The sequence below is a fragment of the Roseibium sp. AWQ4_290 genome, from assembly GCF_056160985.1.
This window is the reverse complement of record NZ_JBSWYG010000004.1, coordinates 114,674-130,032: the sequence shown is the minus strand read 5'-3', so window position 1 is coordinate 130,032 and position 15,359 is coordinate 114,674. Positions and strand designations below refer to the sequence as shown.

The 15,359-nt window shown below is 60.5% G+C and carries 11 protein-coding genes; 6 read left to right on the top strand and 5 right to left on the bottom strand.

The annotated features are described in order from the left end of the window. The first annotated feature begins 188 nt into the window (after positions 1-188). The 6 genes from ACXAH0_RS05650 (at position 189) to ACXAH0_RS05625 (ending at position 10,172) form a co-directional block, all read left to right on the top strand. A complete protein-coding gene (locus ACXAH0_RS05650) occupies positions 189-2,237 on the top strand; it encodes a hypothetical protein (RefSeq protein WP_475189645.1) in 2,049 nt (682 codons plus the stop codon). 66 nt (positions 2,238-2,303) lie between these two features. Then, complete coding sequence (locus ACXAH0_RS05645; protein WP_475189644.1) at positions 2,304-5,834, top strand: hypothetical protein; 3,531 nt, start codon at positions 2,304-2,306, stop codon at positions 5,832-5,834. Continuing rightward, positions 5,831-6,652, top strand: a complete 822-nt coding sequence (locus tag ACXAH0_RS05640) for an FTR1 family iron permease (protein WP_475189642.1) — start codon at positions 5,831-5,833, stop codon at positions 6,650-6,652. The genes ACXAH0_RS05645 and ACXAH0_RS05640 overlap by 4 nt, the downstream gene beginning before the upstream one ends. A 7-nt stretch (positions 6,653-6,659) precedes the next feature. Further along, the gene (locus tag ACXAH0_RS05635) at positions 6,660-8,090 is read left to right on the top strand and encodes an FAD-dependent oxidoreductase (RefSeq protein ID WP_475189640.1); all 1,431 of its coding nucleotides are present in this window, start codon (positions 6,660-6,662) and stop codon (positions 8,088-8,090) included. A gap of 25 nt (positions 8,091-8,115) precedes the next feature. Further along, on the top strand, positions 8,116-8,709 hold the full coding sequence (locus ACXAH0_RS05630; RefSeq protein ID WP_475189638.1) for a hypothetical protein: 594 nt from the start codon (positions 8,116-8,118) through the stop codon (positions 8,707-8,709). 74 nt (positions 8,710-8,783) lie between these two features. Continuing rightward, the gene (locus tag ACXAH0_RS05625) at positions 8,784-10,172 is read left to right on the top strand and encodes a hypothetical protein (RefSeq protein WP_475189635.1); all 1,389 of its coding nucleotides are present in this window, start codon (positions 8,784-8,786) and stop codon (positions 10,170-10,172) included. 152 nt (positions 10,173-10,324) lie between these two features. Here the strand turns inward: ACXAH0_RS05625 and ACXAH0_RS05620 are convergent, their stop codons facing one another. The 5 genes from ACXAH0_RS05620 to ACXAH0_RS05600 all read right to left on the bottom strand — a co-directional run bounded on the left by ACXAH0_RS05620 (position 10,325) and on the right by ACXAH0_RS05600 (position 15,017). Next, the gene (locus tag ACXAH0_RS05620; RefSeq protein ID WP_475189633.1) at positions 10,325-11,191 is read right to left on the bottom strand and encodes a formyltransferase family protein; all 867 of its coding nucleotides are present in this window, start codon (positions 11,189-11,191) and stop codon (positions 10,325-10,327) included. Between the two features lie 598 nt (positions 11,192-11,789). Beyond that, positions 11,790-12,896 carry a hypothetical protein gene (locus tag ACXAH0_RS05615; RefSeq protein WP_475189631.1) on the bottom strand — a complete coding sequence of 369 codons (1,107 nt, stop codon included), beginning with the start codon at positions 12,894-12,896 and terminating at the stop codon, positions 11,790-11,792. A gap of 519 nt (positions 12,897-13,415) precedes the next feature. Beyond that, positions 13,416-13,676, bottom strand: coding sequence for a DUF2312 domain-containing protein (locus tag ACXAH0_RS05610; RefSeq protein WP_475173525.1), 261 nt, complete (start codon positions 13,674-13,676; stop codon positions 13,416-13,418). A 180-nt stretch (positions 13,677-13,856) separates the two neighbouring features. Further along, entirely contained in the window at positions 13,857-14,153 is a 297-nt protein-coding gene (locus ACXAH0_RS05605; RefSeq protein WP_475189628.1) for a DUF1244 domain-containing protein, read from the bottom strand. Positions 14,154-14,195: 42 nt separating this feature from the next. Continuing rightward, the gene (locus tag ACXAH0_RS05600) at positions 14,196-15,017 is read right to left on the bottom strand and encodes an N-formylglutamate amidohydrolase (RefSeq protein WP_475173521.1); all 822 of its coding nucleotides are present in this window, start codon (positions 15,015-15,017) and stop codon (positions 14,196-14,198) included. Positions 15,018-15,359 lie beyond the last annotated feature (342 nt).

Genomic DNA, 15,359 nt, shown 5'->3' with positions numbered 1-15,359 from the left:
TAGCCGCATCCAAAAGCCCTCCCGCCAATCCCCCTGCAAAACAATACCCTGGCAGACCTGCCGATTGACCCCTGTGCCGCCCGCAGCCGGTCTTCTGCAAGACCGCGCATGTCTTGAAACTCCGGCGCTGAGGCGCCAGGAGCCGCGCCGCTTCAGGTCCGGTTCCGTCCAAATTCAAAGGTAGCCCGATGTCACGAATCACAAAGTCACTCGCCCATGTGCTGATCGGATCAGCCGCCCTCACGCTTGGCACCCAGGCCCAGGCGCAGGATGTCACGTCAAAGGTCATCGACGGGTCCTGGGACACGCCTGCCGGCTTTTTCGCCTATGTGGAATATGAATTGTCCGGCGAGCCGCTCGCGGAAGGGCTTGGCCTCAATCTCGACGTTCTCGACCCGGACCAGGCCAACAAGCCGGATCCGTTCGATTTCAGCGCCGGGATCCTGTCCTATGAAATGTCCGAAGAGGCCATGTACTCGGTCTATTACAAGTCTGGCCTGGGTCCACATCTGGCCAATGGCCCGGTCAACCTCAAGCGGGCTGGCAAGGGCAACCCTATGGAAGCGCTTGGCAAGCGGGTGGTGGATCTGGCAGCTGCAGCGGGGGAAACACCTGCCGACCTGCCGCAAAATTTCTATCCGATCACGTTCCCCTTTCCCAAAAGCACGCCGCAATTCGCCAAGCCGGTGGACGTAGCGGTTCAGGCCACAACACCGATGGATGTGCTCACGGATGCCGGCCATGCCAGATCGATCCAGGCGGTGCTGCCGGCCTATTTCCGCGACTACAAGACCCTGCGCTGGACCGGTCAGGGCGCTGTTCATGCCTTTACGCCGGAAACCGCCGGCATGGGTCTTTTGAAAGACGTGCTTTGGGCCCAGGATTACATGCGCCAGATGCATAAAGTGTCCACGGATGAGGCCCTGGACAATGTCAGCGGCCCCCAGGCAGACAAGGACCCGGATATCGCTCTTGGCGATGTCGGCTCGGACGGCTTCAACGGAAACATGCTGACGGAAATTTCCTGGGACGCGCTGACAATGATGCGTGATCAGTTTGCCTATGACGGCACAAAACTGGGCGCCAGAATCCCGGTGGACTATGATGCCAGCGCCTCTCCGGTCTGGTTCCCCAACCGCATCCATGTGGACATGACCCGGAAAAACGGCGTCTCAGCAGTCGGCAAGGCCACAGTGGAAGACGGCAGCTCCAGCCTGCGCTCGCTCTGGTCCATGCTGTGGCCACTCGGCGAATTCTACGGCTTTGCCGATCAGCGCACGGTCAATCACAACAAAAAACCGGAATTTGAGGCCGTCTTTGATGGCGCCCCCTTCCCGGCCGCTCCGAAGGAAAATCTCGGCACCGGCCCGTTTGCCAAAAAACCGGCGGATGATCCTTTCACCATCGTGCAGGAACTGACCCGCCTGACCTCGCAAAACCTTCTGACCCTGAACTACGACAAAAAGGACGGCATTTTCCTCGACACCTGGAAAGACGGCAAACAGGGCACCAAAAGCACCACCTATGACGCGGCCTATGCCATGGTGGCCCTGCGCATCTATGAGCGGGCAATTGACGCTTTGCCGGTGGGCTACGCCTCGGCCAGCAGCGGCAAGTCCCTGGAAACAGCGGAAGGCAAACAGGCGCTGAAGGCGATCCGGTCCGAAGCCGATTTCATGCTCACCAAGCTGATCGGCAAGGAGGGCCTGATCTCCGACAGCTATGACACGGTCAAGGGCCCGTCCGGCACCCACTCGCTTCTGGCCCAGTTCGCGGCCCTGCGCGGGCTCAGCGCCGCATATCTGGCAACGGGAGACGAAAAATACCGCGACGCAGCAAAATCTCTCTATTTGGCCGCAGAAGCCCATTTCTTCGATCCCGCACTCGGTATATTTAACAATCATCCGGGATCATCGTTCGACGTTGATCCGAGAACAGCAGGAGTTGTCAGCGGGGGCCTTCGCGAGTTGATGCTCAACCTTGTTTCACGCTCGGATCCCTCAGATCCGAAGCTCAGCCTTGCCCATCTGTCCGAGCGCTATGCGGCCTGGTTCAAGACCGTTGCGCTGAAGCTGCAGCTGGCCGAATGGCTGAACGACACCGGTGAACACATGACCGCCAAGAATGATACCGGTGATGTGAACGAAAACGGCGTGAAATCGGTCACCTTTGCAGGCGGCCCGAACGGCACGGCAGCCGTCATGGCTTCCAAGGTCGAGATAAGCCCTGCGAACTAGGCCGGACACCGGCGCATATTGGGCAGATGGCCGGGCCGCCGGCCATCTGGGAGAGGACAAGCTGGATTGAACCGCGTGGACGAGGCCTTGACATCCAACCCGGCACCAACCGGAGCGCAATCCGGCACACGGCATCAGCCCCGGACCCGGCCGGCGGCTGATGCGCAGCCTTTGTCCCGCTCCGGTGCACCTTCCCCCTTCCAGCGCAGGCTGCGCAGCCTCGCCCGTTTGTCCATGAAACTCATCCGTCCGGTGGAAGCCTGTCTTGTGCTGTTGCTGGCCACCGGCCTGATGATCACCGAATACACCCACGTGCCCTGGGTTATGAAACGCTGGGCGCTGACCGTTCATCTGGCCGCTGCACTCGTGCTGTTTCCAGCCGTCATTCTCATCTTCTGGGCCCTGCACCGGGGCCATCTGGCCGCCAGCCGGCGCCCCCGGTTCCGCCGCACCGGCCGGACCATCGAAATCCTGTTGCTGGTCATGGTGCTCTGCGGCGCATGGCTGTTGTTCATTGGCGAGAATTTCTCGGCCATCGGCACCGCCGCCCATCTCATTCATCTTCTTCTGGCCGTGCCACTGATGGCCGTGGTGCTGTGGCATTCCTGGCCCCGCAGCACCTTGCGCACCCTGCTCCGCCGTCTTGGACTGACCTCCCTGACCGCGGCGATGATGGCTCTCTCCTCCGCCGGCAGCGAGCTTCACGCAACCCCGGCAGCGCCTTCAAAGGCAATCGCCAGCACATCGCTTTTGTTGAGTGCGGACAAATCCGTTCTCTACAGTGCCAATTTCGAGGCAGGCTCAGTGTCGAAAATCCGCCGCAAGGACGGCAAGCTGCTCGGCGAGGCCCAGCTTGGACGGGAGATCCGCACCGTCGCCCTCAATGACGACGAGACCCTGCTCGCCGTTACCGACCATGGCGGCGACATGGTGCATATCCTGGATTCCAAAACCCTGAAGACAAAGGCGTCCCGCCACCTGGCCAGCAAACCCTATGGGGTGATCTTCGATGCCAGAAATCAGCTGTTCTGGGTGAGCGCGGGAGAAAGCCACACCCTTTACGGGCTCGACACGGATGCCCGGATCAAGGTGACGCTGAATGTGGAAGACACACCGCGCGGGCTTGCGCTGCTGCCCGATGGCCGCCTGCTGATCACCCATGCGCTGACCGGCGCAGTGTCGATCTATGACACAATGGTGCTGCCGCCCAGGCTTGAAAAGACCATCCGACTGGCCAAAAGCACCAATGCCGATCCAACAAAGTCCCAAGGGGTCCCGAGAGCGCTCGACCGGATCGTGCTGAGCCCGGATCTGAAACAGGCCTGGCTGCCGCACCACCTTTGGAACTTCACCCATCCCTTCCAGTTTCAGACCAACCTCTTTCCCGCGCTCTCCGTGCTCTGGCTGGAACAGGGCAAGGAGCACGAGCTGGTCAACCGGCGCAAACAGCTGTTTGCGCAGATCAACGTGATTGACGCGGGCAATGTCCAGCGGATCGTGTCAAACCCTTATGACGCGGCCTTTTCGGAAGACGGCTCCAAGGTCTATGCGGTGATGGCCGGGAGCGAGGACCTGGTGATCTTTGATCTGTCCCGCGCTCCCAAAGCCTCTGGGGACGAAGATGCCAAAAGCGGCACGCTCGGCGCCATGGCCTCCAAAGTCTTTGCCCTGCCGGGTGAGAACCCGCGCGGGATCGTGGTGGATGGCAACGATATTCTGATCCAGAACGCCATGGGCCTTGACCTCTCGCTGATCTCCGCAGGCGGCGGCGGACCGTTTTCGCAAATGTCCGTCACCAGCCCGAGCTTTGCAAAACTGGTCAGCAAGGACCCGCTTGACCCGCATCTGCGCCGGGGCTTGAGGCTGTTTCATCTTGCCAAAACCGCAGCCTTTCCCGACGCGCCCATGGCCGGGCGCAACTGGATGAGCTGCGCCAGTTGCCATTTGACCGGGTTCAACTACACCAATGGTGCGCTTTTCCGGGACACGTCCCGGGACATCACCCGGAACGCCGTTCCGGGCCACTTCAGTCTCAAATCCTTCGTCAGCGGCAATTTCGTTGGCGAATATATCCGCATGGCCCAGCAGACCCAGGGCGGCATGGGTGCAGATCCCCAAAGCACTTCACCAAAAATCGACCCGGACAACCCGCCGCCGGAGGTTGCCGCAAGGATGCGGGATCTGCATGCCTATGTGACCTCGGATTACAATCTGCCACTCCTGTCCACATGGCTGCGCGGGGAAGACGGCTCCGGAGCGGTCGATCACAAGGACTGGATCAATCCGGCCCTTTGCGGCACGTGCCACAGCAAAATCTATCAGGAATGGACTGGCTCGATGCACCGTCTCATGGGCGAGTCCAATCCTTATTATGTGGTTTTGGAAGACCTGGCTGCGAAATCGATTGGCGAGCCCTTCCGGGTCTGGTGCATGGGCTGCCATGCGCCCCAGGCGCTGCTGTCGGGCAAACGCAAGACCGGTGGCGGCCAGGGCGTTGCCCAGTTGTTTGAAACGGACGGCAAGGCACTTGAGGCACGGCTGAAGCACTATGTTCATGCCATTGACGAGGGCACAGGCTGCGTCTTCTGCCACCGCACGAAAAAAGTGGAACTGGCGGGCCCAACCGGCGGCGGCAACGCGAGTCTCCAGATCTCCTTGAAAGACCGGCAAACCTATCCAGGAGAAGCCTCCTCCTCTCCGGCGGTGCGCTGGCTGGCCGAGCGGGCGATCCGGGCAGAGCCGGAAGAACATGCCCGCTCCTTCAGCCCGCCAGCCCTGAAAGGCCCGGAATTCTGTTCCGCCTGCCACGAGGAATTCACCCCCGGCTTAGGCGCGCAAACCACCTCCACCTACTCCGAATGGCTCGCCTCACCGTATCACGACAGAGACAATCCGGCCGCCTCCACCACCTGCAATGACTGCCACATGAGCCTGAATGTCACCGGCAGCGATCCGGCGCCGGGCATTGCCACCGATGGCGGCCCCGTCTCGCCCCGCTACCGGTCGCACAATTTTGTCGGGGCCCAATATCATCTGGCCGGGCTGCGCAGCCCGGAGCGCCGCCGGATGACAATCGAACACTTGAAGAGCGCTGCGGAGCTGGAGACCTCTTTCAAGGCAGAAGCAGATGGCAGCGGCGATGTGGTGGTGCGGGTCAAGAATGTGGGCGCAGGCCACAATCTGCCGACCGGCGTTTCCGATTTCCGTCAGCTCTGGCTGGATGTGAGCGTCTGGGACGCCACGGGCAAGGAAGTGGTGCACTCCGGCAAACTGGCTTCGGACGGAACTCTGGATCCGGACGCCCATCTGTTCCGCGATGTTTTCGGCGATGCCAAGGGCCATCACCTGCTGTTAAAATTCTGGGAGCACCGGAAAATGCTTCAGGACACGCGCATCCCCCCCGGCGGGTTCCGCGATGAACTCTACAAGGTGCCGGCCTCGGCCCGGTATCCCCTCAAGGTCGAAGCGAAACTGATGTTCCGGACATTCCCTCAAAAGGTTACGGATCTAGTCCGCGAACGTTTCCCCGAAATGCCGCCTCCGGAAGCCATCGAGCTGGAGCATGTCACCCAAATCCTGGAAGGCCGTGAACCATGATCGGAACGTTTTTGATTGTCTTCCGCGAAGGCCTTGAAGCCTTCCTTCTGATCGGCATTCTGCTGGCCTATCTGCGCAAGCTGGAAGCGGGGCGGTACGCGGTCTGGATCTTTGCCGGCGCCCTTGCCGGAGCCATCGTTGCCCTTGCCGCCGCCTTCGCGTTCGAATTCGCCGTCAACGAGTTTTACAGCAAGACCTATCGCCTGATCTTGACCGGCGCGATCATGCTGCTCGCCGCCGCTGTCCTGACCTATATGGCTGTGTGGATGGAAAAACAGGCTCGGGAAATGACCGGCTCGGCCAAGGCGCATTTGCGGGACTATATCTCCACCGGCAATGTCATCGGCATCGCCTTTCTGGCCTTTGTCTCCGTCTGGCGCGAATTTATGGAAACCATCCTGTTCCTGTCCGCACTGATGTTTTCCGGGGTTGAGATTTCCTGGACCGGGGGCGCTTTGGGGGCCGGGCTTGCAGCCCTGCTGGTATGGCTGATGATGCGGGGCACACGCCATCTGCCCATTGGACGTTTTTTCCGCTGGTCCAGCTTTCTGATCCTGTTCATTGCTGCTGGCCTGTTGTCGTCTGCAACGAATATCTTCCAGGGGCTTGGCTATCTGCCCGGCCCGCTGACACCCCTTTTCGACCTCTCTGCAGTGCTGCCGGACACGAGCGGGGTGGGCCAGTTTCTGCGCGGGCTGTTCGGCTATTCCGCTTCGCCCAGCCCGCTGCAGTTTGCAGTCTGGTTCGGGTTCTTGAGCCTGTCATTGACCCTGTGGCACCGCGCCTATGCCACTTCAGCCACCCCCAAAAACGCATGAGAGCCTGATGCTGACGCCCCCAAAGTCCGGGCCCGCCCGCCCAAGTTCCCTGCGCCATGTGGTGGTGATCGGAGCCGGACCGTCCGGTCTGATGGCTGCCTATACACTTGCCAGGGCCGGGACAGCTGTCACGGTGCTGGAAAAGCGCGATGGCACCGGCGGGCTTGGCGGCACGACGGTGTTTGACGGCAAGGCCGGGCGCTACCGGTTTGACTTTGGCGGCCATCGCTTCATCACCAGCAACCAGGACCTGCTGAACCTGGTGGAAACTCTGGTGGGCGCTGATCTTCTTTATGCCGAACGGCGCTCCGTCATCCGGCTGGGCGGGCGCACCTATGACTATCCCCTGTCAATCGGGAACCTTCTGGCAACGGCGCCGCCCTCTCTTCTGGCAGGGGCTGCAGGCGATCTTGCCGGAAAGCTGCTCACACGGGAGCAACCGGACGGGACGGCGGATTTTGAAACCTGGACAAAGGCGCGGTTCGGGCCAACGCTCTACAAGCGGTTTTTTGCCGGCTACACGGAAAAGCTCTGGGGCATTCCCCCGTCCGAGCTCTCCGGCGACTGGGCCGAACAGCGTATCAGCCTGATCGATCTGAAGGACGTCGCCCGCCGCCTTCTGCCCGGCAGCGGCAAGGGTCTGCGCACCTATGCCAGAACCTACCGCTATCCGCGCCTCGGGTTCGGCATGCTGTTTGACCGCCTCGCCCGGCATGTGGAAGCGCTGGGGGCAGACATCCGGACCGGAACCGGCGTGACCGGGTTTCAGATGAGCGGGAACAGGATCAGCAAGGTGGAGACCGAAAACGGCTGTCTGGCCTGCGATGCGGTGATTTCGACAGTTCCCCTGCCCGACATGGTGCGGCTGACCGGCGGCCAGTCGGCGCTGACCTTCCGGGGCCTGAGGTTTTTCAACATGCTGATGGATGTGGAGGATATCTCCCCCAACACCTGGCAGTATCTGTCCGATCCGCACATTCTGGCGACCCGCCTTCAGGAACCCAAGCGGCGCTCTGCCGAAATGGCTCCGCCCGGCAAAACGTCGATCATGCTGGAAATTCCCTGCAACCCCGGACAGGCGGTTTGGGAAATGCCCGATGATCAGCTTTTTGCCACCTTGTGCCTGCAACTGGCCGAGTTGGGCATCGATCCGGCCATGGCCAGCGGCGAGTATTTTTCCACCCGTGCGGCCAAGGCCTATCCCTTGATGCGCCAGGGCTATCAGTTGGAGCGGGAGCGGGCCTTTGCCCATCTGGGCCAGATCGAAAACCTGACCCAATGCGGCCGGCAGGGCAGCTTCCGCTATGTCTTCACCGACACGGCCATGGAGATGGGCCAGATGGCAGCGGAGGCGCTGCTGGACGGCCGGGACCAGCGCCGGGCGGTGCGCGATCACCGCAACGAACGGGTCGTCATTGAAACCGAAAGCATTGCCTGAAACAGAGGCCGGAAGGACCCTGCCCATGAGACCCCAGCTGATCTTTGCCGCCCTTTTGAGCCTCACCCTTTTGGCGGTGGCCCCGGCACAAGCCTATACCTATGCCTCCCCCCAATCCGATCCTCTGATTGCCGGACGTGAGGCTTTTCTTGCCGCCGTCAATGGCGGAGATTGGCCGGCGGCTGAACAGGCCGCCGCCACCTTCAAGCCGGATCTGGATCTTCTGGAAAAAGGCGAGGAGAGTTTCAAGGGGGACCCGGGCATTTCCGAGGCCTTCACAAAGGCCCTGGCGGCGAAAAACGCTGATGCCGCAAAGGCGGCACTGCGGCGCGCCACCATTGACCAGATCGACCGGCGCCTGTCCTCCGCCTCCCAAAACATCACCACCTACCAGACCGCCTCGACCCTCATTGCATCCGCCCTGGCCTTTTTCTCCGCCCTTGAGGGAGACCTTCCGGCAGACACCCGCCAGACCATTTCCGCCGAGCTTCAAAAGGCGCTGGATGCGGTCGGCAAGCCGGGCGTTTTTGGCTATGGCGCACAGGATCCAGACCCTGCCGCCCTCGCCGCCGCCCATGACAAGATCCTGAGCGCCCTGCGCGCCGCGCCCCAGAAGTGACGCAGACCCTTCTGTCACAAGGACCCCCCACTCCCAAAGGGCGACCGCCACACGGGGTGGCGTCCCTCAGGACGATGGGGGGCGCAAGAACTCAGGCAGGGCTGACCCTCGCGCTTGCGCTCGCGTCTGCGGCCTATCTCGTCTGGCTCGCACGTTTCCTGCTCGCCCTGCCGCCCGACCTGTCCTGCGATGATGCGCTGTTCTTTTCCAGGGCGCTGACACGGTTTTCAATCCTCGATTATTCGCCCCACTTTCCAGGCTATCCCGCCTTTGTCGGCCTCGGCCGTCTTGCCCTTCATGTCTGGCCGGATCCGGCGGCAGCGCTGATCCGCACAAGCCTCTTCACATCACTGGCCCTGCCCGGTGCCGCAGCCCTGATCACCTGGCGCTGGACACGCTCCGGTGCCCGCGCTGCCCTGTGTTTTGCACTGGTTCTGGCCCAGCCTTTTTTGCCGCTTGCCGCACTGTCCGGCCTGTCGGACAGCACCGGCCTGCTGTTTTTTCTGATGTTCTTTGCCCTGTTGCCGGATCAGACGGACGGGGCTTCGAATGGTCTGAAAGAAGACGCCCAGACCTTTCTGGCAGGCCTTGCCCTTGGCCTGTCCGCCGCCGCAAGGCCCTCGGACGGGCTGGTTCTCGCCGCAGCCTTTGCTCCCATTGCCTCCAGCTCCCGGCGCACGGCACTGGCGCTCAGTGCAGGTGCCCTTGCCGCCGCGCTGCCCGCCCTCTTAGCTCTGATGGCGCTGGAAGGCTGGGGCTATTTTGCCGAAGGCTGGCGCTTTTTCGAAGGTCATATGCTCGGCTGGGGCAACACGGTCCTCAGCCGCCACCCTCACAGCGGCTGGTCCCAGGTCCTGACCCATGGCGCTGTTCTGGGCGGCCTTGTTCTACCCTATGCTGCCCTGCTCCTGTGCTGCCATCTGCCCCGGGGCAAAGACCGGCGCTCCGCGGCATTTCTGGCCAGCCTGCTGGTGGCGGCCCTGTGGACCCTCCTCTTCCAGAACCCTGAGCACCTGCGCCATCTGCTGCCGGTCACCACCCTTCTGGCCGTGGCTGTCTCACACCATCTGAAACACATACGGGCAGGTCTCGCCGCCGGACTTGGCGCGCTAATGATTGCCAGCATCCTGCTGCATCCACCTCTTGGATCTGCTGAGCCAGCACCAGCACACGCGCCCCTTCAGGCTGCTGTTGAGACCATCAACAGGCTGGGACCGGATGTTGTGGTTCTGGCGCAAGACCGCCTTGCGCTCTTGCGCGCCCGGCTGACCCGGGCCCGTGTCTATGACCTCACCTATCCGGCCAGCACTGCGGCCTCCCTCAAAGGCAAGACTGCGGTCTTCGTGAAGATCAGTGCGCAGCGCGGACCAAAGTGCAGAAAGGCCCGCTTTCTGCCCGGCCGGGTTCCGGGCGAGCAGGGCCTCTGGCTCTGCCAGCCGGAGCGCTGGCCGCCGGACAGCTGACGGAAGATTGGCCCGTTCCAACACACCCGCGCGGACCGGACTTCTTACATACCACAATTCCGGCAGCCACTCTCCTGAGCCTATGATGCGGGGGCGGAGCAATGGCCCCAAAAGGCATGGAAGAAAAGCGCCCGCCGGTATTGCGCTATGTATTACAAAGGCTGAGCGAGACGTTTGACCAGATCCTCTTCAAGGCGCGCCTGGAAGTTGATGCTTGAAGGCACCGCTTCAAACCGCAAAAGATCGTCGATCAAGATCGTGGTCAGTGCCGGAACACACATGGCCATCCGCTTCAGAAAAGCCTGCCCCGGAGCCGTCACCCGGCCTTTTGCGTCTCCCACAAAGATGGGACAGGACGTTCCAAGAGGCGGCCCGGCATCAAGATCCGTTGTCATCTTGTGGACGGTCCAGCGCGTCCAGGGATCGTTGCGCTCCTGAAGATCCCTATAGGGCTGCGCGCCAGCGCCATGGCCTGAGGGCAAATCAGCGGGATGAAAATTGATAACCCCAAATCTGGGGACTGCCAGAAGCTCCGCATCAAAAAGCTGGCCACAACCGCAGACCAGAATGACATCGGGTGTCCATTCCAACAGCTGCCGGCGGAACCAGTCAATTTTCAACTCTCCCGTATAGACCGGCAGCCCGGCCATCAGGCCTGTCTCGATCACCTCTTCCGTCATCGTGAACCGCGCTTCGGGCTCGAAAAAGCGCCAGACCCGGCGGCGCCTGCTGATTTTCGCCACATCTTCGACCGCATCGTCCGTGCACACCGCAACCAGCTGAAGGTCTTTGGGCCGTTGCTGCTCAAGGGAGAGAAGCGTCTGCAGCATCTGCTCACCGACCTGAAAGGCCGCTACGGCAAGAACCTTGAGCCGCGCCGCCGCACGGGACTGCCGCTCCCGAGGCGCTGGCAGGATCAGCTCTCCCCAGCGGGAGCCATCGACATATTGAAATTCGCGGCCCGGCTGGTCATGACGAAGTGTCCGGTTCAAACGGTCCTGACTGATATCAACGGCCATGCGGCTCTCCCACTCGAATGCAGGCCAAGGACGGCACACCCAAGAGCTGAAGGACCAGTTTCAGGTCACGTGCGCCAAAGTCAAGCCAACGCAGAGGCCGCCTATACCAACCGCACTTAACAGGACCCCATCTGATGGCACGTTCCGGTTCGCAAGCAAGGCGCGTTGCGCAGGACGGCCTGGTTGGCCGTTCAAGCAGTGCAACGCCGTCCGGCGGGCCGGTACGAGCCACCAGAGGCCGTGTTTGGAGCCTGTTTGGCGGCGTCGCGCGCCTTGGGGCGAAATCGTACGTTTAGGTCCGCACGCCCCGCCCGTGAGGGGATCGTCCATCGTTCCAGTCACAAAACCACAGATTTTGCCTTCAGACACGTTTCATTCAGCTGGTACGGCGACTGTCTCGGGGCCGGGGCCCTTTTCGGACACCTGCCGTTCGCTTCAACCGGCGTGAACTGGCGAGAGGTGGACATTTGAGACATTCATTTGATAGTGCCAAAGATCTCAATCGGGCGGAGAACGGTCATTTGTTGCGGTAGGAACGAATGGCCATACTGCGGACGAAGCGGACGTCGGTGCAGTTGCATCAATGTCTGCTTAAGCGTCATGAAAAGCTTTGAAGCTTAGAAAGGAACGCAACCGTCGGCGACTTAGAGCGCATGATCTTCTGACGTTCAGCGTGCACATCGAGCCCAGATTTTAGCAACGAAAGGCCAGCCGCTGCTAATGAGCCGACCAAAAGGCCGCCCGGGACCCCGACGAAACTCAGTGCTAGTGCTGCAAGCCCGCCGGCCGCAAGATTTTTCTCAGGGGCTTCAACTAACTTCGGCCAAAATTTATCTCTGACGCTCATCATTTCGTTTCGATACGCTTGAAGGTCCCGCAATAAACCCGTTTCGATTTCGCGACAGATAGAAAGTAGTTCGCGCGCATTGGCTGGTTGTGATTGGCTTTGAGTAAGTTGAGTAATTTCAGCAATAGCTTCATGCCGTATCGCGCGCGTCTCTTGTCGAAATCGCATGATCTGTTCGAAACTGACATCCTTCAGACTTGATTGCGGCACCAAAGACTTGAGAACCATGGAGGTGACGATCCCTGACAAGTTCCTTTCGACCTCCTCGACCCCAAAAATGTCTTCCTCGGCAGCCCTGTTTGCTGCCTTGCTCACTAAAAGACGATGATGAAGAGGACTATCTGTGACGGGGGCCAAGTTAAGTTTCTCTGCCGCCGCAATATGCATGTTCGTTGCGATAGACGAACCCGCAGCATAGGAAAGAGTCCAAGCGAAACGATCCCCACCGTCCACAAACAGGTGCTGATCGCAAAGGTCACGTGATGCTTCTAAACCTTCGATGAAATCCGTTGGTAGCTTTGGCCGAAAGGCAAACCATGTTGGCGTTTTTCCGTCATCGGCTATCGAGTGGGGCATCTCAAACTTTTGTGGGCGATTTGCGTAGTCGACCCATTTAGAGTCATTTAGATCGCTCAAAGAAGCCGCCGACGCCAACAAGCGATCGTCATTACTTAGGATGTCCGTAGAGTATTTTTTAATCGCCTCTTCTTCCAAGAGCATTGGAAGCGCGGCATCAAGATTTTTGTACTCGTCAAATACATCTCCTTGCCGAGCTTTCATGTCAATCAGCAGCTTTCTTCGCCACTGGTCATCATCAACAGGGTCAAAAAAGCCGACGCTATCGAATACGAGCATCATTTGCTTGACCGCTTCGACCTCAAGGGGGCGAGAAAATGGGAAATATAGCCCAGCGAAGCTCTCGTCATTTGGCGTGAGGCAATCCACCATCCTAAAATGAACTTATCAAAATTTCTCGAAGTCCATGGGAAGAGTATCCTACAATTTAGAAGCCTCCAAGATGACGTGAATGAAGTCCAGACATTCGCGCCCTACGCAGCATTGGTCATTTTGGACTAAGAGCTGACCTACGCTGCGCCTTGCATTAATGTCCGCTCAAAGCCGTGAGCCACAGACCTAGCCGGAAGCTGGAGCCCAAGGAAGGCCTCTTCCTCCTCCTTCGCCGCATGATGCGCGAAGGCCTGTTTTAACGCTCGCGTCCGATCTCGCCCCCAGCCGTAAGCGGCCCGGCGCACGCCCCACAGCATAAACACACAAAGCCCCGCCACCGGAGACCCGGTGATGGGGCTTTGAAAGCGGTCCGCCCCATGAGCCCTCTAGAGGGCAGGCCGGACGGGTCTGAACAACTTTATAGGCGGCTTAGCCTTCGGCTGCGCCAGCCATGCCAAGCGCGTGCAGGTAAAGGTCGAGAACGGCCTCTTCCTCTTCCCGCTCATGGGGCTGCTTCTTGCGCAGGGACACCACCTTGCGCAGGATCTTCACGTCATAGCCGTTGCCCTTGGCTTCCGCATAGACATCCTTGATGTCGTCGGAAATCACCTTTTTTTCTTCTTCCAGACGCTCGATACGTTCCACAAAGGCGCGCAGCTGATCGGCTGCCACTCCACCCGGATCGGACATGAATTTCGTACTCCTTGCTTCTTCTTCTTTCTCGATCAAAACAGGTTCCGGAGATGAGCTGCCCCTCCGGGAAACCAATTAGGGACGTGCCGTGCCAGACTTGAGCGAGCCCGTCAAGCACACGGGCCCGACAGCAGGCGCTCCCGCGACAGGACCCGTTTCAGGTGTTGCGGCCCGGCCTCAGTGCTGCGGCTTGGCCTTTTCGAACGCCGCTTTCTGCTCGGCCGTGGCTTCGCTCTGGTATTGGGCTTTCCACTCGTCATAGGGCATGCCGTAGACGATTTCGCGCGCCGCCGCCTTGTCCAGATCAAGGCCCTTTTCTCCGGCCGCATCCTGATACCAGTTGGACAGGCAGTTGCGGCAAAATCCGGCCAGGTTCATCATGTCGATGTTCTGCACATCGGTACACCCTTGCAAATGGGCGACCAGCCGCCGGAACACAGCTGCTTCCAATTCCAGTTTCGTCTGCTCATCCATCACACGAACTCCCTCATTTCTTGCGTCCAACGGGCCTGCCGTTCACTCCGTCTGCGTCCTTGAAGCGAAATGGCGCACGCTCCGGCACTCGGGCCGCTCCCGGATCCGGCGCAGAACCGGTTCCAGCCGATCCGCCCACGCGGCCTGACCGGCGGTGTCCGCAATCAGGTCCTGGCGCACTTCCAGAAGCGCTTGCGCCAGACCCCGGCGCGTGGCGTGCCGGTACATTGTGTCGTTTTTGAGAGCCCCGTCATAGGGCTCGTTGTCCCCCACGACAAGATCCTCCTGCGCCCTGAGCCCGGCCAGCATCGGCGCCACCGCCCGCAGGTCGCTGTCCCACAGCACCGTCACATGCCAAGGCCGGGGCACCCCTCGCCAGACGGGGGTAAAGCTGTGCATGGAAATGATCACCGGCGGCGGGCCAGCCTCCAGCATCCGGTCCAGCGTGGCATCGATCAGGTCATGATAGGGCTTGTGAAAGCGTTCGATGCGCCGCGCCCGCTCCTTGGCGTCCACCTTGGCGTTTCCCGGCACCACCGCTCCGTCCGACAGGCGCATGATCAGGGTCGGGTCGTCCTCGCCCCGGTTCGGGTCGATCAACAACCGGGAAAAGGTCGACAGACAGGCCGGAGCCTGCAGGCGCCGGGCCAGGTCCAGCGTAAGCGCGCGCGCACCGATATCATAACCGATATGCCGCTCGAACTGCTCAGGCGCAACACCGAGATCACCATATTCCGTTGGAACCCGGTTCTGCGCGTGATCGCACAGAAGCAGCACGCCCGCGCTCAAGTCGCCTTGCACATATTCATAGGGCTGAAAGAGGTCGCCGGAGGTCTCTCTTGGCATTGCTGCGGTCTGTCTCATTGTCTGGCATCATGGAAAGGGGCGCGCGGCCCGCGGCTCAAGGCGCTCAGGTTTACGGCAAACGGCTGCCGGAACCAAGCCGGAATGCACAAAACCGGTCTTTGGATAGGATTTGATTCGAACGCCCGGACAATTCGGGACAGCCTTTGGAAAAGTCTGTGAATTCAAATATCTGCAGTTGCAGGAAATCCACTTGTCACCGCTTTATTCATGGCTAACCTCTTTGCGGGCGGAAACTGCCATGTTCCCGCCCCAATTCTGGCCACATAGGTGACAGTCTGGGTCCTGCGGGCAATTTTTCGGGGCAGTTTTAATAATTCCGGTTGGCGCAACGCCCGCACT

What these genes read in the sequence shown, in the direction of transcription:
- ACXAH0_RS05620 (WP_475189633.1), bottom strand. Translation starts at nt 11,191, where the DNA reads ATGGCCGTTGATATCAGTCAGGACCGTTTGAACCGGACACTTCGTCAT.
- ACXAH0_RS05605 (WP_475189628.1), bottom strand. Translation starts at nt 14,153, where the DNA reads ATGGATGAGCAGACGAAACTGGAATTGGAAGCAGCTGTGTTCCGGCGG.
- ACXAH0_RS05615 (WP_475189631.1), bottom strand. Translation starts at nt 12,896, where the DNA reads ATGATGCTCGTATTCGATAGCGTCGGCTTTTTTGACCCTGTTGATGAT.
- ACXAH0_RS05625 (WP_475189635.1), top strand. Translation starts at nt 8,784, where the DNA reads ATGGGGGGCGCAAGAACTCAGGCAGGGCTGACCCTCGCGCTTGCGCTC.
- ACXAH0_RS05610 (WP_475173525.1), bottom strand. Translation starts at nt 13,676, where the DNA reads ATGTCCGATCCGGGTGGAGTGGCAGCCGATCAGCTGCGCGCCTTTGTG.
- ACXAH0_RS05600 (WP_475173521.1), bottom strand. Translation starts at nt 15,017, where the DNA reads ATGAGACAGACCGCAGCAATGCCAAGAGAGACCTCCGGCGACCTCTTT.
- ACXAH0_RS05630 (WP_475189638.1), top strand. Translation starts at nt 8,116, where the DNA reads ATGAGACCCCAGCTGATCTTTGCCGCCCTTTTGAGCCTCACCCTTTTG.
- ACXAH0_RS05650 (WP_475189645.1), top strand. Translation starts at nt 189, where the DNA reads ATGTCACGAATCACAAAGTCACTCGCCCATGTGCTGATCGGATCAGCC.
- ACXAH0_RS05635 (WP_475189640.1), top strand. Translation starts at nt 6,660, where the DNA reads ATGCTGACGCCCCCAAAGTCCGGGCCCGCCCGCCCAAGTTCCCTGCGC.
- ACXAH0_RS05640 (WP_475189642.1), top strand. Translation starts at nt 5,831, where the DNA reads ATGATCGGAACGTTTTTGATTGTCTTCCGCGAAGGCCTTGAAGCCTTC.